The organism is Streptomyces auratus, assembly GCF_050433025.1.
In the GTDB taxonomy this organism is placed as follows: Bacteria; Actinomycetota; Actinomycetes; order Streptomycetales; family Streptomycetaceae; genus Streptomyces; species Streptomyces sioyaensis.
Window position 1 is genome coordinate 3,170,758 of sequence record NZ_JBNGCB010000001.1, and the last position, 20,745, is coordinate 3,191,502.

19 protein-coding genes and 1 pseudogene are annotated in these 20,745 nt (G+C 70.9%); 9 read left to right on the forward strand and 11 right to left on the reverse strand.

What is annotated here, in order from left to right; genetic code table 11:
• Window positions 1–71: 71 nt before the first annotated feature.
• Window positions 72–668 (reverse strand): DUF2017 domain-containing protein, encoded by a 597-nt coding sequence (locus BKA18_RS13660; RefSeq protein WP_006605350.1) that lies wholly within the window; start codon window positions 666–668, stop codon window positions 72–74.
• Window positions 665–994, reverse strand: coding sequence for an ATP-dependent Clp protease adapter ClpS (gene clpS / locus BKA18_RS13665; RefSeq protein ID WP_040900653.1), 330 nt, complete (start codon window positions 992–994; stop codon window positions 665–667). The genes BKA18_RS13660 and clpS overlap by 4 nt, the downstream gene beginning before the upstream one ends.
• A gap of 175 nt (window positions 995–1,169) precedes the next feature.
• Here clpS and BKA18_RS13670 point away from each other — a divergent pair, with 175 nt between their 5' ends.
• Window positions 1,170–2,498 (forward strand): nicotinate phosphoribosyltransferase, encoded by a 1,329-nt coding sequence (locus tag BKA18_RS13670; protein WP_366043389.1) that lies wholly within the window; start codon window positions 1,170–1,172, stop codon window positions 2,496–2,498.
• A gap of 159 nt (window positions 2,499–2,657) precedes the next feature.
• A complete protein-coding gene (locus BKA18_RS13675; protein ID WP_366043390.1) occupies window positions 2,658–3,254 on the forward strand; it encodes an isochorismatase family protein in 597 nt (198 codons plus the stop codon).
• Between the two features lie 84 nt (window positions 3,255–3,338).
• Here the strand turns inward: BKA18_RS13675 and BKA18_RS13680 are convergent, their stop codons facing one another.
• Together BKA18_RS13680 and BKA18_RS13685 are read right to left on the reverse strand one after the other, a co-directional pair.
• Window positions 3,339–3,713, reverse strand: a complete 375-nt coding sequence (locus BKA18_RS13680; protein WP_040899147.1) for a hypothetical protein — start codon at window positions 3,711–3,713, stop codon at window positions 3,339–3,341.
• A 116-nt stretch (window positions 3,714–3,829) separates the two neighbouring features.
• Window positions 3,830–6,220 (reverse strand): immune inhibitor A domain-containing protein, encoded by a 2,391-nt coding sequence (locus tag BKA18_RS13685; RefSeq protein WP_366043391.1) that lies wholly within the window; start codon window positions 6,218–6,220, stop codon window positions 3,830–3,832.
• A gap of 408 nt (window positions 6,221–6,628) precedes the next feature.
• Here BKA18_RS13685 and BKA18_RS13690 point away from each other — a divergent pair, with 408 nt between their 5' ends.
• The gene (locus tag BKA18_RS13690) at window positions 6,629–6,985 is read left to right on the forward strand and encodes a hypothetical protein (protein WP_366043392.1); all 357 of its coding nucleotides are present in this window, start codon (window positions 6,629–6,631) and stop codon (window positions 6,983–6,985) included.
• Here BKA18_RS13690 and BKA18_RS13695 read toward each other — a convergent pair.
• Window positions 6,977–7,888: an RDD family protein gene (locus tag BKA18_RS13695; RefSeq protein ID WP_366043393.1), complete on the reverse strand. Its 912-nt coding sequence runs from the start codon at window positions 7,886–7,888 to the stop codon at window positions 6,977–6,979. The two genes, BKA18_RS13690 and BKA18_RS13695, sit on opposite strands and share 9 nt — an antisense overlap.
• A 170-nt stretch (window positions 7,889–8,058) precedes the next feature.
• A pseudogene (locus BKA18_RS13700) lies at window positions 8,059–9,589 on the reverse strand (RDD family protein).
• Between the two features lie 236 nt (window positions 9,590–9,825).
• Here BKA18_RS13700 and BKA18_RS13705 point away from each other — a divergent pair.
• Entirely contained in the window at window positions 9,826–10,299 is a 474-nt protein-coding gene (locus BKA18_RS13705; protein WP_366043394.1) for an SsgA family sporulation/cell division regulator, read from the forward strand.
• 50 nt (window positions 10,300–10,349) lie between these two features.
• Here BKA18_RS13705 and BKA18_RS13710 read toward each other — a convergent pair whose 3' ends face one another.
• The 5 genes from BKA18_RS13710 to hppD form a co-directional block, all read right to left on the reverse strand.
• On the reverse strand, window positions 10,350–11,795 hold the full coding sequence (locus BKA18_RS13710) for a dihydrolipoyl dehydrogenase family protein (protein ID WP_366043395.1): 1,446 nt from the start codon (window positions 11,793–11,795) through the stop codon (window positions 10,350–10,352).
• 81 nt (window positions 11,796–11,876) lie between these two features.
• The gene (locus BKA18_RS13715; protein ID WP_366043396.1) at window positions 11,877–12,167 is read right to left on the reverse strand and encodes a ribosomal protein L7/L12; all 291 of its coding nucleotides are present in this window, start codon (window positions 12,165–12,167) and stop codon (window positions 11,877–11,879) included.
• A gap of 188 nt (window positions 12,168–12,355) precedes the next feature.
• Window positions 12,356–13,471, reverse strand: coding sequence for a M4 family metallopeptidase (locus BKA18_RS13720; RefSeq protein ID WP_366043397.1), 1,116 nt, complete (start codon window positions 13,469–13,471; stop codon window positions 12,356–12,358).
• Between the two features lie 199 nt (window positions 13,472–13,670).
• Window positions 13,671–15,035, reverse strand: a complete 1,365-nt coding sequence (locus tag BKA18_RS13725) for an FAD-binding oxidoreductase (protein ID WP_366043399.1) — start codon at window positions 15,033–15,035, stop codon at window positions 13,671–13,673.
• A gap of 110 nt (window positions 15,036–15,145) precedes the next feature.
• Window positions 15,146–16,300, reverse strand: coding sequence for a 4-hydroxyphenylpyruvate dioxygenase (gene hppD / locus BKA18_RS13730; protein ID WP_147246781.1), 1,155 nt, complete (start codon window positions 16,298–16,300; stop codon window positions 15,146–15,148).
• Window positions 16,301–16,429: 129 nt separating this feature from the next.
• Between hppD and BKA18_RS13735 the strand changes: the two genes are divergently transcribed.
• From BKA18_RS13735 to BKA18_RS13755, 5 genes are read left to right on the forward strand one after another with little or no spacing between them, the layout of a single operon-like run.
• Entirely contained in the window at window positions 16,430–16,897 is a 468-nt protein-coding gene (locus BKA18_RS13735; RefSeq protein WP_006605335.1) for an Lrp/AsnC family transcriptional regulator, read from the forward strand.
• 14 nt (window positions 16,898–16,911) lie between these two features.
• Window positions 16,912–17,559, forward strand: coding sequence for an ABC transporter permease (locus tag BKA18_RS13740; RefSeq protein ID WP_093483447.1), 648 nt, complete (start codon window positions 16,912–16,914; stop codon window positions 17,557–17,559).
• On the forward strand, window positions 17,552–18,814 hold the full coding sequence (locus BKA18_RS13745; protein ID WP_235447843.1) for a betaine/proline/choline family ABC transporter ATP-binding protein: 1,263 nt from the start codon (window positions 17,552–17,554) through the stop codon (window positions 18,812–18,814). Before BKA18_RS13740 ends, BKA18_RS13745 begins: the two co-directional genes overlap by 8 nt.
• Complete coding sequence (locus BKA18_RS13750; RefSeq protein WP_429638324.1) at window positions 18,811–19,704, forward strand: ABC transporter permease; 894 nt, start codon at window positions 18,811–18,813, stop codon at window positions 19,702–19,704. The genes BKA18_RS13745 and BKA18_RS13750 overlap by 4 nt, the downstream gene beginning before the upstream one ends.
• The gene (locus BKA18_RS13755) at window positions 19,701–20,714 is read left to right on the forward strand and encodes a glycine betaine ABC transporter substrate-binding protein (RefSeq protein WP_366043401.1); all 1,014 of its coding nucleotides are present in this window, start codon (window positions 19,701–19,703) and stop codon (window positions 20,712–20,714) included. Before BKA18_RS13750 ends, BKA18_RS13755 begins: the two co-directional genes overlap by 4 nt.
• Window positions 20,715–20,745: the final 31 nt, after the last annotated feature.

Here is a 20,745-nt window from a genome sequence, read left to right on the forward strand (position 1 = left end):
GATCGTTATGCGGATTTGAGCATCCGCTGAGCGAACACTGCGTGAACTCCCGGGGGTAGTACGCCCCGATTTCACCCCATCAGTGACTCGACGAGAGTCTCCTGGAGGCCGCCGAGCCAGAGATACGCCATCACCATCGGCTTGCGAGGATCGCTGTCCGGCAGCCGCAGCAGCTCGCCGCCGTCCTCCTCATCGGTCACTTCAAGCCGCGTCCCGATGGCCAGCCTGAGGTCGTTGAGGGCCCCCAGCCACTGCCGGCACTCCTCGGGCTTCAGCCGCAGCTCGGCGCTGCCGCCGCCGGCCGGCGCCAGCGTGTCCAGCGCGCGGATCAGCGCGAGGGCGTCCTCGCGCTTGCGGGAGCGCAGATCGTTCTCGGTGTAGCGGCGGAATTCGGCGGAGGCGGCGCGGACGTCGTCGTCGGGGACGAGGTCGGGACCGCCGTAGGCATCGGGGAAGAGGCGGGCCAGGACCGGGTCGGCGGGCGGTTCGCTGGGTCCGTCGTTGAAGATCGACGCCAGCAGGTCGTCGCCCTCGCGCTCCCCGGCCTCCTCGCCCGGGCCGATCAGCTCCATCAGCTGGACGGCGAGGCTGCGCAGGATGGAGATCTCGACCTCGTCGAGGGGGACGGATGCACCGCCGTCGGGGAGCGGTTCGAAGTGCCCGGTCATCGGCGGTCCTGCTGAAGGGTCGCCCACAGGCCGTAGCCGTGCATGGCCTGCACGTCGCGCTCCATTTCCTCGCGGCTGCCGCTGGAGACCACCGCGCGGCCCTTGTGATGGACGTCGAGCATCAACTGGTGTGCCTTGTCCTTGGAGTAGCCGAAGTACGTCTGGAAGACGTAGGAGACATAGCTCATGAGGTTGACGGGGTCGTTGTGGACGATCGTGACCCACGGGAGGTCGGGCTCGGGGACCTCGAAGGGAGCCTCGCTCGACTCGGGACGCTCGGTCTCGACCGGGACACTGAGGGTGCAGTGGTGCGGCCGGAGCGTGATCGTGGGTGACGGGTGGGCGCTCACAGGCCCCATGCTGCCACCCGGGGACCTGCGACGCACAAATGCCCCTCGCGCGGGCCGCGTCGGCGAGCCGCAGCCGCCCGCCGCCGGGGGTCCGCGGAGGCCTCGGCCCACTATCGTCAAAGTGACGAGTATTGGGGGTAGCATCTCCCCTATGAACACAGCAGACCTGGGGCTGCCGGTGGCCGTGCCGTCGACTGCGCTCTTCACCGACCAGTACGAACTCACCATGCTGCAGGCCGCGTTGCGGTCCGGCACCGCGGACCGGCGCTCGGTCTTCGAGGTCTTCACCCGCCGGCTGCCCGAGGGCCGCCGTTACGGCGTGGTGGGCGGCACCGGCCGGGTACTGGACGCGGTGGAGAACTTCCGCTTCGACGAAACGATCCTCGGCTTTCTGCGCGAGCGCGGCATCCTCGACGAGCCGACCCTCGACTGGCTGGCCGGCTTCCGCTTCCGCGGCGACATCTGGGGCTACCCGGAGGGCGAGGTCTACTTCCCCGGCTCCCCCGTCATGCGGGTCGAGGGCACCTTCGCCGAGGCGGTGCTGCTGGAGACGGTGATCCTCTCGATCCTCAACCACGACTCGGCGGTGGCCGCGGCCGCCTCCCGGATGTCGGTGGCGGCCGGCGACCGCCCGCTGATGGAGATGGGCGCCCGCCGCACCCACGAGCTGGCGGCGGTGGCCGCGGCCCGAGCCGCCTACGTCGGCGGCTTCCACACCACCTCCGACCTGGCGGCCGGCTTCCGCTACAACATCCCCACCGTCGGCACCAGCGCGCACGCCTTCACCCTGCTGCACGACACCGAGCGGGACGCCTTCACCGCCCAGGTCGACACCCTCGGCAGCGGCACGACCCTGCTCGTGGACACCTTCGACGTCGCCGAGGCGGTGCGCACCGCCGTGGAGGTGGCCGGGCCCGGCCTCGGTGCCGTACGGATCGACTCCGGCGATCTGCTGCTGATCGCCCACCGGGTGCGCCAGCAGCTGGACGAGCTGGGCGCCACCAAGACCAAGATCGTGGTCACCAGCGATCTGGACGAGTACGCCATCGCCTCACTGGCCGCCGCGCCGGTGGACGCGTACGGCGTCGGCACCCAGCTGGTGACCGGCAGCGGCCACCCGACCTGCTCGATGGTCTACAAGCTGGTCGCCCGCGCCGACAGCGACGAGCCCGGTGCCCCGCTGCGGCCGGTCGCCAAGCGGTCGATGGGCGCCAAGAGCTCGCTCGGCGGCCGCAAGTGGGCGGCGCGCCGGCTGGACGCGGAGGGTGTCGCCGAGGCCGAGGTCATCGGCACCGGGCCGGTCCCGGCCGAGCTGGCCGACCGGCAGCTGCTGGTGCCGCTGGTGAGCGGCGGCACCGTGGTGGCCCGTGAGCCGCTGGACGCCGCCCGCGAACGGCACATCGCCGCCCGCGACCAGCTGCCGCTGTCGGCGACCCAGCTCTCCCGGGGCGAGGCCGTGCTGCCCACCGAATACGTCTGACCGAAGAGGTCCGACCCGCCCGCGGCGGAGCGCCGGCGGCCGGGGCGCGGGGGCGGCGGCCGGGCTCCGCCCCACTCCCGCAATCCCCCGCCAGTGGCTAGCCTCGGTCACACCACACTCCGCGCCCCTCCTCCGTTCCCCAGCCGGAAGGCACGCACCATGCACCGGGCATTGATCGTCGTTGATGTGCAGAACGACTTCTGCGAGGGCGGCAGCCTCGCGGTGGCGGGGGGTGCGGATGTCGCGGCGGCCATCACCGATCTGGTGGGCCAGGCGGCCGGCGGCTGCTACCGCTACGTCGTGGCCACCCGTGATCACCACATCGACCCCGGCGACCACTTCTCCGACCACCCGGACTACGAGCACTCCTGGCCGGTGCACTGCGTGGCCGGCACGGAGGGCAGCGGCTTCCACCCCAATTTCACCCCGGCGATCGCCTCCGGCGCGATCGACGCGGTCTTCGACAAGGGCACCCACTCCGGCGCGTACAGCGGCTTCGAGGGCCGGGACGAGAACGGCACCCCGCTCGCGGACTGGCTGCGCCGGCACGACGTGACCGAGGTCGACGTGGTGGGCCTGGCCACCGACCACTGCGTACGCGCCACCGCCCTGGACGCGCTCCGCGCCGGGCTGCGCACCCATGTCCTGCTGGATCTGACGGCCGGCGTGGCCGCGCACACCACCGAGCGGGCGCTGGCGGAGCTGCGCGCGGCGGGCGCCGAGCTGACCGGGAAGCCGGTGGTCCTCGGCGGCTGACACCCACCGGGGCGGGTGCCCCGGCGGGTGTCGGTCAGCGGGTGTCACGGCGGCCGTCCGCGGGCGCCCTCCGGGCCCCGCGCCCTACCCCGCGGCCCGGTAGTCGGCGGCGGGCGCCGGGTGGATCTGCGGTCGCATCAGCGCCCGTATCGGATGCCACGACTCGGTGTCGTCCTCCGGGGTCTCGCGCCAGACCACCCCGTCGGGGTGGTGCAGGACGGCCGTGATCTCGTCGGGTGTGGGCGGCTCGGTGTTGCCGCGCAGGTAGACCCTGCGCAGCCCGAGGTTGCGCAGCCTGGTCAGGGCGCGCTGGCGGTTCACCGCATGGACCAGCACCCGGACCCGGCACCCGCAGTCGTACGGGCCGGGCCGCGGGCCGTGTGCCGGCCTGGGCAGTGAGAGGGCGACCACCACGCTCCCTCCAGGGAGCCTGATGTAACCGCCACCGGACTTGGTCATTTCTCCCCCGTGAGACTTCGCGTCAACAAGGAACTGTAGAACGCATCTAAACGCTAATCGGCCGCCGCCCGCTAGGGGGCGACGGCCGAATAGCATCTGACCTGCGGTTTTACCTTCTACTTACCGGCCGGGCCCACCTGAACCGTCACCGTGGAGCCGTCCCGGGCCTCCTTGAGGATCTTGATCCGGGTGTTGGTGTCAGGAACGATCACGCCACCGGTCGGGTTCGTCTTGTCGTAGTAGACGCCGTGCCGGTCGTCGAAGAGCGTGACGCCCTTCTTCGAGGTGATCGTGACCGGCTTGCCGTCCCGGTGCAGGGTCAGCGCGTCGGTCGGGAACCGCGTGAAGGTCGAGTCGTAGCTCTGGAAGCGGTTGCGCATCAGCTTGCCGTCGGCCCAGTGCTCGGCCTTGGGGTGCGCGTCGACCGGCAGGATCTGCCCGTAGCCGGGGTGCTGGCCGACGTTGTTGTCCGGCTGCGAGGTGTCCCACAGCCAGATCAGCACACCGTTCTGGTAGGGGAAGTGCTCCACCCAGGACGGCTTGTCCGTGGTCCAGCCGAAGTTGTACGGGCCGACCTTGAGGGTCTTGTCGTACGACACGTACTGGCGGTTCTCGGCGATGTAGTACTGCGGGTAGGACTTGGTGAACGAGGCCCCGATCCGCGAGAAGCCCTTGCTGGTCCAGCCGTTGTCACCGCTCTCGGCGTTGTCGCTGAACAGCGGCTGGCCGTCGGCGGTCACGCTGACGGTGTCGGCCGCGAAGCCCTTGCCGTTGGTGCCGCCGTCGGTCTGGTAGCGGAAGCGCAGGTCGATCTTCTTGCCCGCGTAGGCGTCCAGCGGGTAGGCGAGGTCCTGGTAGGCGGCCACGGTGCCGGTCAGGGCGGGCTTGTCGCTGCCGTCGCGCGGGATGGCCTTGCCGTTGGCGGTGCCGTCCAGCGCCGTCCAGTTGGTGCCGCCGTCGGTCGAGACCTCGGCGTAGAGGTAGTCGTAGTCCTTCTCGATGTCCCACCAGCCCTTGAGGCCCAGGGACGCCTTGGACTTGCCGGTGAGGTCCACCTGCCGGGACAGGGTGTTCTTCAGGTCGTCGCCCCTGCCGCTCCACCACTGGTGGGAGCCCTCGGCGGGCTGGACGACCTCGGTCTTGACCTGCTTGGCGGGCAGGGTGACCACCACTGCCTGCTTGTTCTTGGTGTTGTACTCGGCGACGCCCAGCTTGTGGGAGGACTTGGCCGCGGCCTTCGCCTTGCCGTAGTTGAGCCAGCCCAGCTGCAGCTTGTCCCAGGCGCTCATGTCGCCGGGCAGGTTGCCGATGCTGTCCTTGCCGGTGCCCAGCCAGGAGCCGCCCGACATCAGCGACCAGAAGTCCACGGAGGATTCGCCGGTGCCGGAGGTGTCGTACTCGTCCGGCAGGCCCAGGTCGTGGCCGTACTCATGGGCGAAGACGCCGAGTCCGCCGTTCTCCGGCTGCATGGTGTAGTCGCCGACCCAGATCCCGGTGTCGCCGATCTGGGTGCCGCCCGCCTTGTTGGCCGCCGGGCCGGTCTTGCCCGCGTCGGTGCCGTAGGCGTACCAGCGGTGCGCCCAGAGGGCGTCGGCCTTCTGGACGCCGCCGCCGGCGGACTCGTCCTCGCCGGCGTGCACGATCTGGAAGTGGTCGATGTAGCCGTCGGGCTCGTTGAAGTTGCCGTCGCCGTCGTGGTCGTAGCGGTCCCACTGGTCGTACTTGGCGAGGTCGGCCTTGATCTGGGCGTCGGTACGGCCCTTGGCCTTCTGGTCCTTGGCCCACTGGTTGACGCCGTCGCGGACCAGGTCCCAGACGTTGTTGCAGTTGTGCTGGCCGCAGTAGTTGGAGCCGTAGCGGGCCTCGTTCGCGTCGACCTTGACCCAGTCGGAGACCTCGCCGTCGACCGAGTAGCGGCCCGAGGACTGCTTCTCGTAGTACTTGGCCAGCGACTGCTTCTTCTTGTCGTGCGAGAAGTACAGGTCCTGGAAGTGCTGCTGGTTGAAGTCCTTCTGCCAGGCCGTGCTGTTGTCCTTGGCACGGTCCGGCTGGGCTATCCGGTTGTGCGCCGGGCCGGGGGCGCCGCCGTACTTCTTCACCGGCGGCTGGGGACCGTCGCCGTCCGGGTCGTACATCGTGGTGTCGTCGACCTTGTCGCCGAAGTCCACCAGGATCGTGAAGATCTTGTCGGTCTTCTTCCGGGCCAGCTCGACGTACTTGCTCTTGCCGAGCTTGACGACCGCGGAGCCGCCCCGCTCGGTCGGCTTGGCGTCACCGGCGAGGACCTGCTGGAGCGCTTCCTTGCGCTCGGCCGCCTGCCGGTCGCTGAACGGGCCCTTGAGGTCGTGGTCCACGGTCCGCTCAGGGGCCGGGTCATGGCGCCTGGCGACGGGCGACGGACCCTGCGGGTCTGCCGAAGCCACCCCCGAAGACAAAGCGGCCGCCCCGATCGCGGCGATTGCCGTGGCCAGGGCGGCCGATCTGAACACCCTTCTCTGCTGTCTCACTTGGCGCTGTCCTCCCCTTAGACCGGTCACTGTTCGAGGGCATTCGACCGGAAGTACGGGGAAAAAGACAGATCTTGACTTGGGCACGACAGCGAAGTACGTTACTCGGTCCGCCAGTTGCGGCTATCGGACACCGGAGGGCGACGCGGTGGCGGAGGTCACCTCATGTCACCCCACCCGGGCAGGGACCGGGCGTATATGCCCGCTGGGCATGCGCCCCCGCCCCCAACTGGCATGACGCCACGCCCCCCGCGCGCAGCAGGCCGTTTCGTGCGCCCCTGTGCTTCGGAACCGTGGGTTAGGTCACGCTTACTTGGCGTTCCGCCCGGGCAGTCAGGACCGTAGGCTCCTTCGATGGCGCGTGCTTGACCGACACCCCCTGCCGACCCTCTGAGGACGGATTCCGCCATGCCTCGTCCGACTGCCGCACAGCTCGCCTACGGTTCGGCCACCGTCTTTTTCTCCACCCTCGCGATGCTGCTGCTCTCGCAGACGCAGACCGGGATCGGGATCGCGGTCATTGCCATCGCCGGACTCGGGCTCGGGCTGCTGGTCGCCATGACGGTGCCGATGCCCGAGGTGCCGCGGGTGGTCCGCCGGCATGCCGGGCGGGCCAAGTCGCCCGCCGCGCCCGCCCCTTTGCAGGCCGTACCGTCGCCGTCCGGGCGTATCCGGCCGGCGAGGTCCTCGTCCCGTGGCGGCCGGTGGAAGGTCACCGAGCCGGCCGCGGCCGCCCGGGGCCGGCTCGGCGAGCACTCACGCTGACGGGGGCGGGGGCGGAGCCGCGGCCGCGGTCGGGGCCGGCTGTGTGGACACCACCACGGTCTTCGCCGCCTTGTCGTGCAGACACTGCTGATACGGCTTGTCCCAGGTACACCACAAGACGTTGATCAGCCAGAAGATGAAGCCGCAGCAGGGCACGATCTCCGGCAGCGTATAGACCGCGGCCCGGGTCCAGCCCGACTGGGGCGTGGGGATCGAGCCGTTCGAGAGCATCGCCACCCGGATCTTCATCGCCATCTTGCCGAGGGTCTGGCCGCGGCTGCTGAGCATCAGCCCCTCGTAGATCAGATACGCCAGCATGGTGACGCCCGAGACCGTCCACTGCGCGCGGGCCTCGTCGCTGTTGGCGCTGAAGTAGTTCACCCCGCCGACGATCAGGGACATGATCACGCCCACCGGCACCCCGATGATGATCGCGTCGATGATGCGCGCGACGAGCCGACGGCCGCGGTTGGCCAGCGGCGGCATCCCGGCCAGCGGATCGGCCGGCTGCCCGTACTGCCCGCCGTAGGGATCGCCGGCATACGGGCCACCCGGGTACGGGCCACCGCCGTAGGGGCCGCCTCCGGGGGGCGGGGTGCCACCGGGAGGCGGAGTCCAACCCGGAGGCGGAGTCCCGCCGGGAGGCGGAGTGCCGCCGGGAGGCGGAGTGCCGCCAGGAGGCGGAGTCCCACCGGGGGGCGGCGGAGGCTGCTGGCCGCCCGGGGGTGGTGCGGCGCCCTCGCCGCCACCCGTCCCGTTGGCGTGGTTGTTGCGCGGGGAACCGTTCTCGCGGGGAGAGCTGTTGCGGGGAGCGCCGCCCGCCGGGGGCTCCTGCGACTTCTTCAGGAACGGCTCGTCCTCCGGCGGCTCACCGGGGCCGGGTCCGGGCTGGTCGGTACTCATGGCCCGAGTCGACCGCTTGTCACGGCCCGCCGCATCCGGCAAAGGCCCGTTCGGGGGACGGGCGCCGGCCCCACGAAAACGCCGCCGGCCGCAACCGGACCGCGACGGCGCCGGCCCTCACGCGAGGGACCGGCCACCCGGGCGGCGGGCAGCCGGTCCCACGAACGCGCTCAGTCGGACGCGACGAACGTCCGCGCCACCTTGTCGTGCCAGCACTGGCGCCACGGCCGGTCGAACAGACACCAGGCGGCGTTCAGCACGCCGACCGCGAGGACGCCGAGCACGCCGTAGACGAACCAGCGCTTGAGCGCGGCGCCGAGGGTCGGGCTGTCGTGGCTCTCGATGTCGAGGACCCGGACCCCGCACAGCTTCTTGCCCAGGGTGCGGCCCCACTTGAGGGTCGGCAGCGCCTCGTAGAGCGCACCGCCGATCAGCAGGACGGCCAGGATCGTGGCGAAGACCGGGATGGTCGTGCCGTCGATGAGATAGACCGTCACCTGGCGGCCGGACTGCTTGGCCGCCTCGACCTTGGCGGCGAGGTGGTCCGTGACGGTGCCCCACATGGGAACGGCCACCGCGGCGGTGATCGCGCCCAGCACCACGGTGTCGATCAGCCGGGCCGCGAACCTGCGGCCGAGGCCCGCCGGGTGGCCCTGCGCCGCCTGGAGGGCTTCGTAGAACGGGTCGGCGGCGGCCGGCGGCTTCCAGGGAATGACACCGTCGGCGTCGCCGCCCTGCGGGCCGGGCGCGGCTGGCGCGGTACCGCCCCGCGCCGGGAAACCGGTTGCGGGCGCCTGCTGACCGGGCGACTGCTGCGCCGGGGCCTGCGGGGCGGACGCCTGCGGGGCCGGGGCCTGCGGGGCCGCGGCTGCCTGCGGGCGGGAGGCCTGGTGCTGCGGGGCCTGTTGCTGCGGGGCCGGGCGGTTCTGCTGCTGGGGTGCACCGACGGAGGGCAGCGCCTGCGGGGACCCGCCATCGGGCGCCGCGGAGGCCGGGCGGCCGGTGCCCGCGGCGCGGAAGGTCATCGTCTCGTGGGCCTTGGCGGGCTCACCGGCGTCCGGCCGGACCGCACGGATCGCGGTGGTGCCCTGGTCGCCGGAGCCCTTGCCGCGGCGGGCGGCCGGGTTCACGGCGCGGATGGCGACCGTCCCGTCCGACGGGGGCTTGGGTGCGGCGGGGGCGGACGCCTCCGCCGCCTCCACGCCGGCCGGTTCCGCGCGCTGCGGCGGCACCGCACCCCACGCAGGGGCGCCCGACGGGGTGCCGGGAGGTGCCTGCTCCGGCGAACCCCAGGAGACCCGGTGGTCGCTCTCGCCGGCGAACCCGCCCTGGCGGGAGGCGTCGGCCCCCCCAGGCGGCGCCCGCTTCGGGGCCGGCGCCGTGCAGCCGGGCCGTGTCGTCCCAGTTCGCGGCGGGCCGGGCGGCGACCTCGCCGGCGCGGCGGACGGCCGGCAGCGCGGAGCCCCCGGCCGCGTCCTCCTCGTCGAAGAAGACCGGGCCGGTCTCCTCGACGGCGGGGGAGGGCGGGGCCGCGCCGGGCGGCGGGGCCGGCATGGCCTCGCCCTCGGCCGGGGCCGGCCGACTGGTGCCCGGCACCCATGCGGCACCGTTCCAGTACCGGATGTAGCCGGGGATGGACGGGTCCGGGTAGAAGCCTGGCGTGGGGCTACCGCCGGCGGATCCTGAGGTAGGGGCGCTCATGTCCGAAGTCCCGTATCTGTACTCGGCCTGTGGAATGTGGAGTGCAGTCTGCCGCAACGCGGCGTCCACATCTATCAGACCCCGGGTTGCACGGTGCCCATGCCCGCCCACGACCACCTGGAAGAGGCGCGGGAAAAAAGTTGTACGAAGTCGCGTAAGGGTCCGGCTCCTGGTGCCTCTCCTACCCTGCGGGCCGCGTTTCGGGCGTCCGCAGGGAGCGAAGAAAGGCGGACGTCATGTACACCGTGGTGGAGCGAGAGCTGGAGCTGGGCCTGGTCCTCTCGCCGGAGCGAAGCATTCCGGTGCCGGCCCGGCTGACGTACCGGACGAATGACCCCTATGCCGTCCATGTCACCTTCCACATCGGCTCGGACTCCCCGATCCAGTGGACCTTCGCCCGCGAACTGCTCGTCGAGGGCGTGTTCCGGCCGTGCGGTGACGGCGATGTGCGGGCCTGGCCGATCCGGGTGGACGGGCGCAGCCTGGTCTGCCTGGCGCTGGCTTCGCCGGACGGCGAGGCGCTCCTGCAGGCGCCGGCCGCGGCGGTCTCCGCATGGCTGGAGCGCACCCTGCGGGTGGTCCCGCCGGGGTCCGAGCAGCAGCATCTCGGGCTCGACAAAGGCCTGAGCGACCTGCTGGCCCTGGCGCCGGGGGACGAACTGTGGCCGGGCGGCGCCGCGTCGGAGGAGTCCCCGGACCCCGGGGCGTGACGGGTGAGGTACGGGGACTCGTCCGGTGCGGGCCGCCCGGCGCCCCGCGGTCAGCCGCGGTACGCCTCCAGCAGCCGCAGCCACACCTCGCTGATCGTCGGGTAGGAGGGCACCGCGTGCCACAGCCGCTCGACGGGGACCTCACCGGCCACCGCGACCGTCGCGGAGTGCAGCAGCTCCGCGACGCCGTGGCCGACGAAGGTGGCGCCGAGCAGCACCTCGCGGTCCAGGTCGACGATGATCCGGGCCCGGCCGCGGTAGCCGTCCGCGTAGAGGTACGCCCCGGATACGGCCGCCAGGTCCTGGTCGACCACCCGGATGCGGTACCCGGCCCGCTCCGCCTCGGCGGCGCTCAGCCCCACCGCGGCGGCTTCCGGATCGCTGAAGACGACCTGGGGGACGGCGCGGGTGTCCGCGGTGGCGGCGTGCGCGCCCCAGGGGTCGGACTCCAGGATCGGGACGCCCCGGGCGCGGGCGGAGATCGCGGCGCCGGCGATCCTGGCCTGGTACTTGCCCTGATGGGTCAGCAGGGCCCGGTGGTTGACGTCGCCGACGCCGTAGAGCCAGCCGCCGGTCACCCCTTTCACCCGGCAGCTGTCGTCGACGTCCAGCCAGGAGCCGGGCTGCAGACCGACCGAGTCCAGGCCGATGTCCTCGGTGCGCGGGGCCCGGCCGGTGGCGATCAGGAGCTCATCGGCGACGATCTCGTCGCCGGAGTCCAGCAGGACGGTGACCGGCCCGCCGGGTGCCTCCCGGCGCACCTCCCGCACCTCGACGCCGGTACGCAGGAACGCGCCCGCCTCGGCGAGCGACTCGGCGACCAGATGGCCGGCGAACGGCTCCATCCGGGGCAGCAGCCCGTCACCGCGCACCAGCAGGGTCACGGAGGCGCCCAGGGCCCGCCAGGCGGTGGCCATTTCGACGCCGACCACGCCGCCGCCGACCACCACCAGACGGCCCGGCACGGTCTTCGCGCTGGTCGCATCGCGGCTGGTCCAGGGCCGGGCCTCGGCGAGGCCGGGGATGGGGGGCAGCACCGCGCGGCTGCCGGTGCACACCGCGACCGCATGGCGGGCGGTGAGCACCCGGCCGCCGTCGACGACGACCCGGCGGGGCCCGGCCAGCCGGCCCTGGCCGCGTACGAGGTCGATACCGGCCGAGTCCAGCCAGCGGACCTGTCCGTCGTCCTTCCAGTAGGAGACGACGGCGTCCCGGCGGCCGAGGACGGCGGGGGCGTCCAGGGGGCCGTCGGCGGCGTCCTTGAAGCCGGGGGCCCGGCGCGCCTCGGAGCGGACGGTGACCGGGCGCAGCAGGGCCTTGCTGGGCATACAGGCCCAGTACGAGCATTCGCCGCCGACCAGTTCGCTCTCCACGATCGCCGCGCTCAGGCCGGCGGCGTGCGCCCGGTCGGCGACGTTCTCGCCGGTCGGCCCCGCCCCCAGCACGATCACGTCATACGCCTCATCAGCGGCGTTGGTCGCTTCGGTGGCTGCCATCGGCTCTCGCTTCCTGCGTGGGCATGAGGTGGCCCGGTGGGGCCCGACGGTCCTTCTGGCCATCCTCTGCCCAACTGGCCGTCAGCGCATCCGGCGTTCGACCGCTTCCTTGGCCTCGACGAGCCCGGAGCCGGTGAGCTCGCGGTGCACCTTGATCGCCTGGATCTTCTTGTCCTGGGCCAGCAGCTCGTCGATCTCGGCCATCCGGGGGTCCTCCGGCTCCGCGATCCCGGCGTGTGCGAGCAGCAGGTCCACCTTCTTCTCCAGCCGCTGGAGCCGACGCTCCAGGGTCTTGGAGCGTCGGTCGGTGCCCGAGGCCACCATGCCGATGGCGAGGACGAGCAGGGCTATTCCGGGGAGCAAGGAGTCCATGGCGGAAAACTTTACGAGGCGCGGGTGTGTGCCATGAACACGGCAGGCCGGATCTGCGTGCGGGGGCGGGTCCCGCGCGGGTCGAAGACGTGCGTGACACCGCGCGGCAACTCCTCCCCCACCGGGCCCCGTTCGCGAGCCGGCAGTGCCTCGGTGGCGGGCGCGGCACCGTCGCCCCTGGCGTGCCCTTACCCGACGTGGACCGCGGTCCAGGCCTTCGCGACGGTCCGGTACGCGGTGCTGCCCTTGCCGTACAGGGCGGCGGCGGCCTTCAGGGTTCCGGCCCGGGCGCCCTTGTAGTCGGTGGCGGAGCTGAACCGGGTGGTCAGTGCCTTGTACCAGATGCGGGCGGCCTTGTCCCGGCCGATGCCGGTGACCTTCGCACCGTCGTAGGTGGGGCTGTTGTACGTGGTGCCGTTGATGACCTTTTTGCCGCTGCCTTCGGACAGCAGGTAGAAGAAGTGGTTGGCCACCCCGGCCGCGTGGTGGGAATTGTCGAGGCGGCCGATGCCCGGCTGGTAGAAGTCGGGGGACTTACCGTCCTTGGACGGCTTGTCCATGTAGCGAAGCGGCTTGCCGTCACCGTAATAGTTGGCCTTCTCGCCGATGAGGTAGTCGGGAGTGTCCGCCGGAATATCGGCCCGGAACTCCACCATCGTGCCGAAGATGTCCGAGGTCGCCTCGTTGAGCCCGCCGCCTTCGCCGCTGGAGGCGAGCCGGGCGGTGGCCTGATTGATGGAGTGCGTGTATTCGTGCGCCACGACGTCCAGAGCGGTGACCGGGTTCTTGCCGTCCTTGCCGTCGCCGAAGAACGAGCCGTCTCCATCCGAATAGGCGTCGGCCTGGTTTCTGCCGTAGTGGACGGTCATGGCAGGGCCCTTGCCGTCACCGTGGATACCGCTGCGGCCGAAGGTGTTCTTGAAGTAGTCCCAGGCTTGCCCGGCCGCGAAGTGGGCGTCGACCGCGGCGGACTGACGGCTTTTCATGGTGCCGTCGCCCCACACGTTGTCCCTGTCGGTGAGCGGTTTCTCGTTGTCGGCGGCGAAGAAGTCGTGGGTGGACAGGCCCCCTCGGGTGGGGTCGACCAGCTCGTAGGTCCCGTTGTGCTCCCTCGTGGTGAGCGGGACCGTGCCGACGCGTACGCCGTGGCCCACGCCGGTCCGGGCCGGGGACACAGTGGTGCGCGCGGCCTTCGCCGGGCCGCTCCCGTGGGGTGGGGCCGCGGCGGCCGCAGCTCCTTGTACGGCGATCAGCGCCGCTGACACTCCCGCCACAGCTACCAGCGCCGGCTTCTTCCGCATCATGCGTGCCTCTCTCCTCAGGTGCTGCTCGCTGCGTTCGTACGCATCTGAAGAGTGCGGAACCGGGTGGGGCGTGCTGCGGCCTCGCGACGCTGTTGCAGAATCAGAATATTTCGGGAGACCGTCGGCGGGTCCGCGGAACGTGGTGCGGCTGCCCGGGACTCGCGCACCGAAGCGGGTGCGGCACCGGCGGCCGGGCAGGTCAGAACAGCTTGCCGGGGTTGAGGATGCCGAGCGGGTCGAAGACCTGCTTGATGCCGCGCTGCAACTCCACGCCCAACGGCCCCAGTTCGCGGGCCAGCCACTCCTTCTTCAGGACACCGACGCCGTGCTCCCCGGTGATGGTGCCGCCCAGTTGCAGGCCGAGCGCCATGATGTCGTCGAAGGACGCGCGGGCCCGGCGCGACTCGTCCGGGTCGGCGGCGTCGAAGCAGACGGTGGGGTGGGTGTTGCCGTCGCCGGCATGGGCGACGACGCCGATCGTCAGGTCGTACTTCTCCGCGATGGCGGCGGTGCCGTCGAGCAACTCGGCGAGGCGGGAGCGCGGTACGCAGACGTCGTCGATCATGGTGGCGGAGGCGACCCGTTCCAGCGCGGTCAGGGTCAACCGGCGGGCCTGCAGCAACAGTTCGGACTCGGCGGCGGTCTCGGCGGGCACGACCTGAGTGGCGCCCGCCGCGGTGCACAGCTCACCGACGGCGGCGAGGTCGGCGGCCGGCTCCGGAGTGTCGAAGGCGGCCAGCAGCAGCGCCTCGGTGCTGTCCGGGAGGCCCATCTGCGCCATGTCGTTGACCGCGCGGATGCTCGTACGGTCCATCAGTTCCAGCAGCGAGGGGGCGTGGCCGCGGGCCATGATCTCGCAGACCGCCGCGCAGGCGGCCGCGGTGGAGGCGAACTCGGCGGCCAGCACGAGCTGCCCGGGCGGCTGCGGCTTGAGGGCGAGGACGGCGCGGACGACGATGCCCAGGCTCCCCTCGGAGCCGACGAACAGCCGGGTGAGGTCGTAGCCCGCCACTCCCTTGGCGGTACGGCGGCCGGTCGTCAGCAGCCGCCCGTCGGCGAGGACGACGTCCAGGCCGAGGACGTACTCGGCGGTGACCCCGTATTTGACGCAGCACAGGCCGCCGGAGGCGGTGCCGATGTTGCCGCCGATGGAGCACTCTTCCCAACTGGAGGGGTCGGGCGGGTAGGAGAGGCCGTGGGCGCCGACCGCGCGGGACAGCGCGGCGTTGACGACGCCGGGTTCGACGACCGCGATCCGGTCGACGGGGTTGATCTCCAGGATCCGGTCCATCTTGACCAGGGAGAGCACGATGCAGCCGTCGGAGGCGTTGGCGGCGCCGGACAGTCCCGTGCGCGACCCCTGCGGGACGACGGGGACCCGCAGCTCCGTGGCCGTCCGCATGACGTGCTGGACCTCCTCGACGGTGCGCGGCAGGACGACCACGGCGGGCGTCCCGGCCTCGCAGAAGCTGGCCATGTCCCTGGCGTAGGAGCCGGTGACGTCCGGGTCGGTGAGGAGCGCTTCATCCGGGAGGCCGGCGCGCAGCCGTGCGATGAGGTCCATGCCCTCAAGCCTCGCATCCGTGGGCCGTACACGGAAGATCGTGTACGGCCAACGGGTCGGGGGCGGCGCGCAGCGCTGTCTTCTGGGGGCGGAGGTCGGGCGACGGGCCGTCAGAGGTTGCCGCGGCGCTCCTGCTCGCGCTCGATCGCCTCAAAGAGGGCCTTGAAGTTGCCCTTGCCGAAGCCCATGGAGCCGTGCCGCTCGATCATCTCGAAGAACACGGTCGGCCGGTCCTGGACCGGCTTGGTGAAGATCTGCAGCAGATAGCCGTCCTCGTCGCGGTCGACCAGGATCTTCAGTTCGCGCAGCGTCTCCAGCGGCACCCGGGTCTCGCCGGCCCACTCGCCGAGGGTGTCGTAGTAGGAGTCGGGTGTGTCGAGGAACTCCACACCGGAGGCGCGCATCGCCCGGACGCTGGCGACGATGTCATTGGTGGCCAGCGCGATGTGCTGGACGCCGGGGCCGCCGTAGAACTCCAGGTACTCGTCGATCTGCGACTTCTTCTTCGCGATCGCGGGCTCGTTGATCGGGAACTTGACCTTGAGCGTGCCGTCGGCGACGACCTTCGACATCAGCGCACTGTATTCGGTGGCGATGTCGTCGCCCACGAACTCCTTCATGTTGGTGAAGCCCATGACCTCGTTGTAGAAGGCCACCCACTCGTTCATCTTGCCGAGTTCGACGTTGCCGACGCAGTGGTCGATGGCCTGGAAGCGCCGCGGCCCGGGCTCCACCAGGGGCTCGACGGCCACGAAGCCGGGCAGGTAGGGGCCGTGGTAGCCGGTGCGCTCGACGAGGGTGTGCCGGGTCTTGCCGTACGTGGCGATGGCCGCCAGGACGACGGTGCCGTGCTCGTCCTCGACCTCGTGGGGCTTCTCCAGGCCGGTGGCGCCGTGCGCGACGGCGTGCTCGTAGGCGGCGCGGGCGTCCGGGACCTCTAGGGCGAGGTCGATGACGCCGTCGCCGTGCGCCGCGACGTGGTCGGCGAGGAAGCGGCCCCATTCGGTGGTGGGCTTGATGACGGAGGTGAACACGAACCGGGCGCCACCGGATTCGAGCACGTAACTCGCGGTCTCGCGGCTGCCGTTCTCCGGGCCGCGGTAGGCGACGCGCTTCATGCCGAACGCGGTGGAGTAGTAGTGCGCGGCCTGCTTGGCGTTCCCGACGGCGAAGACGACCGCGTCCATCCCCTTGACCGGGAACGGGTCCGCCTGCCGGGCCGTGTCGGGGGTGATGGGCTGGGGGTGCATCGTGGTGTCTGCCATGGTCGGAGCGTCTCTCCGATCCACAAGGTGCGCAATAGTTGGCGTAATTCCTGGGCATTATGCATAGCGCAGGGCCCGATCAGCCGGGCTATCTGTACATGATGACCATTGAAATCCAAGGAGCAGGCGATGGCGATCGATCATTTGGACGGGGAGCTGCTGGAACTGCTCGCACAGGAGCCGCGGATCGGGGTCCTGGAGGCGTCCCGACGGCTGGGGGTGGCCCGCGGGACGGTGCAGGCCCGGCTCGACCGGCTTCAGGCGAATGGAGTCATCCGGGGTTTCGGACCGGAGGTGGACCCGGCGGCGATCGGCTATCCGGTGACCGCTTTCGCCACACTTGAGATCAAACAGGGACAAGGTAATGACGTACGCGCCCACTTGACGACCGTTCCCGAAGTGCTGGAGCTGCATACAACGACCGGACATGGGGACATGCTCTGCAGGCTCGTCGCTCGGTCGAACGCCGATCTACAGCGGGTGATCGACCGGGTTGTGGGCTTTGATGGGATCGTGCGGGCCTCAACGGCAATCGTCATGGAAAATCCGGTTCCGTTGCGGATCATCCCGCTGGTGAAACAGGCATCGGGAGACTGAACCGAGGAGACCGAGTGAGCTTCTGGGAGTACGTCGGCACCCGGCACGCCCAGCTGCTGACGGATACGTATCAGCACGCCAGCGCGGTCTTCCAGTGCATGGTGCTCGCCACCTTGCTGGGGGTCTTCATCGGCGTCGTGACCTACCGCAGCGAATGGGCGGGCAACCTCGCCACCACGTCCACCGCCACCATCCTGACCATCCCGTCCCTGGCCCTGATCGGTCTGCTGATCCCGATCGTCGGCCTGGGCGTGCCGCCCACGGTGATCGCCCTGACCCTGTACGGACTGCTGCCGGTGGTCCGCAACTGCATCGTCGGGCTGCGCGGGGTGGACCCGTCGCTGGTCGACGCGGCCCGGGGCATCGGGATGTCGCGCACCGCACAACTCTTCCGCGTCGAACTGCCGCTGGCCTGGCCGCCCATCCTCACCGGCATCCGGGTCGCCACCCAGATGCTGATGGGCATCGCCGCCATCGCCGCCTTCGCCTCCGGCCCCGGCCTGGGAAATGAGATCTTCCGCGGGATCGCCTCGCTGGGCAGCGCCAACTCCCTCAACCAGGTCCTCTCCGGAACCCTCGGGATCGCCATCCTCGCCCTGCTCTTCGACGCCGCATACGTCCTGATCGGACGCCTGACCATCTCCAGGGGGATCCGTGCCTGAGACGCCCGAGACCACCACCACCTCCGGCGCGAGCATCCGGCTGGAGAATCTGACGAAGGTCTATCCGGGGAGTGCCTCCCCCGCGGTGGACAACGTCAACCTGGAGGTCAAGGCCGGCGAGATCGTGATCCTCGTGGGGCCCTCCGGCTGCGGCAAGTCCACCTGCCTGAAGATGATCAACCGGCTGATCGAGCCGAGTTCCGGACGGATCAGGATCGGCGACGAGGACGTCACCGACATGGACCCGGTCAAACTGCGCCGCACGATCGGCTACGCCATCCAGGCGTCCGGCCTCTTCCCGCACATGACGGTCGCCCAGAACATCGCGCTGGTCCCGAAGATGCTCGGCTGGTCCAAGACGAAGGTCAAGAACCGGGTCGAGGAGATGCTCGACCTGGTCGGCCTGGACCCGGGCGAGTTCCACGGGCGCTATCCGCGCCAGCTCTCCGGCGGTCAGCAGCAGCGCGTCGGGGTGGCCCGCGCGCTCGCCGCCGACCCGCCCGTCCTGCTGATGGACGAGCCGTTCGGCGCGGTCGACCCGATCACCCGCGACCACCTCCAGGACGAGCTGATCCGGCTCCAGCACGAGCTGCACAAGACCATCTGCTTCGTCACCCACGACTTCGACGAGGCCATCAAGATCGGCGACCGGATCGCGGTGCTCCGCGAGCGCTCGCACATCGCCCAGTTCGACACCCCCGAGGCCATCCTCACCAACCCGGCCGACGACTTCGTCTCCGGCTTCGTGGGCGCCGGGGCGGCACTCAAGCGGCTGAATCTGACCCGCGTACGGGACGTGGGCGTGGTCGACTTCCCCACCGCGAGCATGGACGACCCGCTGGAGTCCATCTTCGAACGGCTGCGCTCGGGCCCGCACAACGATCTGCTGCTGCTGGACCACAACGGGCGCCCGTACAAATGGCTGCGCCGCGGCGATCTGTCCCTCGCCAAGGAGTCGCTGGCCCGGGCCGGCACCCTGGTGGCCGACACGGTGACCCGGGACGCGACGCTGCGCGACGCCCTGGAGGCGGTGCTCACCGACAACGCCGGCCGGGTCGCGGTCACCGGGCGGCGCGGTGAGTACATCGGCGTGGTCGACATGGAGACGCTGATGAACAACGTCCACGAACTGCTGGAGGCGGACCGCCTCGAAGCCATCGAGCAGCAGCACCGGCTCCGGGAGCAGCGGGCCCGGCAGACCCAGCTGGCCCAGGAGGGCCTGGACGAGGGCGCCACCGAAGGCGGCCGGGCATGAGCCCCCGCGACGGGAACAGCCCACCCGACAACGGCCCCCGCCACCGGCACCCCAGCGACCACGAGGCGCTGGCCTTCCGCGACGGGGTCGAGATGGAGGAGCGGGAGCTGGCCGCCGGTGAGGAGCCCGCCCCGTCCGCGCCGCCCGGTGTGCGCCGGATCAGCTGGCAGAAGTGGACCTTCATGCCGGCCTTCCTGGTCGTCGCCCTGCTCATCACCTTTCTGTGGTTCCGCGGCGCCCGGCTGGACTCCATCGCCCACCAGGCGGTGGACAACGGCAAGGTGTGGCTGGCGCTGCGGCAGCACATCCAGCTCACCGCGATCTCCACCTTCTTCGTACTGATCATCGCGATCCCGCTGGGCATCGCCCTGACCCGGGGCAAGCTGCGCCGGGCCACCCCGGTCGCGATGGCCTTCGCCAACCTGGGGCAGGCCGTACCGGCCCTGGGTCTGCTGGTCCTGCTGGTCATCTGGCTGGGTATCGGGGCCCGTTCGGCGATCGTCGGCATGGTCATCTACGCCGTGCTGCCGGTCCTCGCCAACACCATCGCCGGGCTGCGCGGGATCGACCCGACGCTGACCGAGGCGGCCCGCGGCATCGGCATGTCCGCCGGCGGGGTGCTGACCAAGGTCGAACTCCCCCTGGCCGTCCCGCTGATCCTGGCCGGCGTCCGCACCGCGCTGGTACTGAACGTCGGCACCGCGACGCTGGCCACCTTCGGCGGTGGCGGCGGCCTCGGCGACCTGATCTCGGCGGGCATCGTCACCCAGCGGATGCCCGTCCTGATCCTCGGATCCGTGCTGACCGTGGCGCTCGCCCTGCTGGTCGAGTGGCTGGCCTCGCTCGCAGAACTGCTGCTGCGGCCGCGCGGCCTGGAGGTGGGGGGATGAGGAGGCACCTTGCGCACCCGGCCGTACGCCGCCCCGGGCGGCGACGGGCCCGCCCGGCCGCCGCGCTGCTCGCCCTCGTCACCGTCGCCGGCTGCGGCCTGGTCAGCGGCAGTGCGATGTCCGACACCGTGCTGCCCGGCCCGAAGGCCGGCTACCCCGACCGCCCGCTCACCGGCGCGCATCTGACCGTGACCTCGAAGGAGTTCACCGAGCAGATCATCCTGGGCCAGATGATGGGGCTGGTCTTCGAGGCGGCCGGCGCCCTGGTCATCGACAAGACCAGCATCCAGGGGTCGATCGGCGCGCGGGAGGCCGTCAAGACCGGCACCGCGGACGCCGCCTTCGAGTACACCGGCACCGGCTGGATCACCTATCTCGGCCACACCAAGCCGATCGTCGACCCCCGGCAGCAGTGGAAGGCGGTCCGCGACGAGGACCGCAAGAACGGCATCGTCTGGCTGCCCGCCTCGACCCTGAACAACACCTACGCGCTGGCGCTGAACACCGCCAACCAGAAGAAGCTGGGCGTGCACAACCTCTCGGAGGTCGCGGCGCTGTCCCACAAGAACCCCGGCGCCGTGACGATGTGCGTGGAGAACGAGTTCGCCACCCGCAACGACGGACTGCCGGGCATGGCGCGCGCCTACGGCATGAACGTGCCGTCCGCCAACATCCGCAAGATGACAGGTGGTGTCGTCTACACCGAGACGCAGAAGGGCACCTGTGCGCTGGGCGAGGTGTTCACCACCGACGGCCGGATCAAGGCGATGCATCTGCACGTCCTCGCCGACGACAAGCACTTCTTCCCCAACTACAACGTCGCCCCCGAGATCAACGCCAAGGCCCTGAAGAAGTACCCGGCCATGGCCGAGGTCCTGGCCCCGGTCACCAAGGCCCTCAACAACACCGTCGCCCAGGAGCTGAACCGCAAGGTCGACGTGGACGGCGAGGACCCGCACGAGGTCGCGAAGAACTGGCTGATCCAGGAGGGGTTCATCAAGGCGGGGTGATCCGCAGGAGGAGACCGGGCGAGCAGGCAGT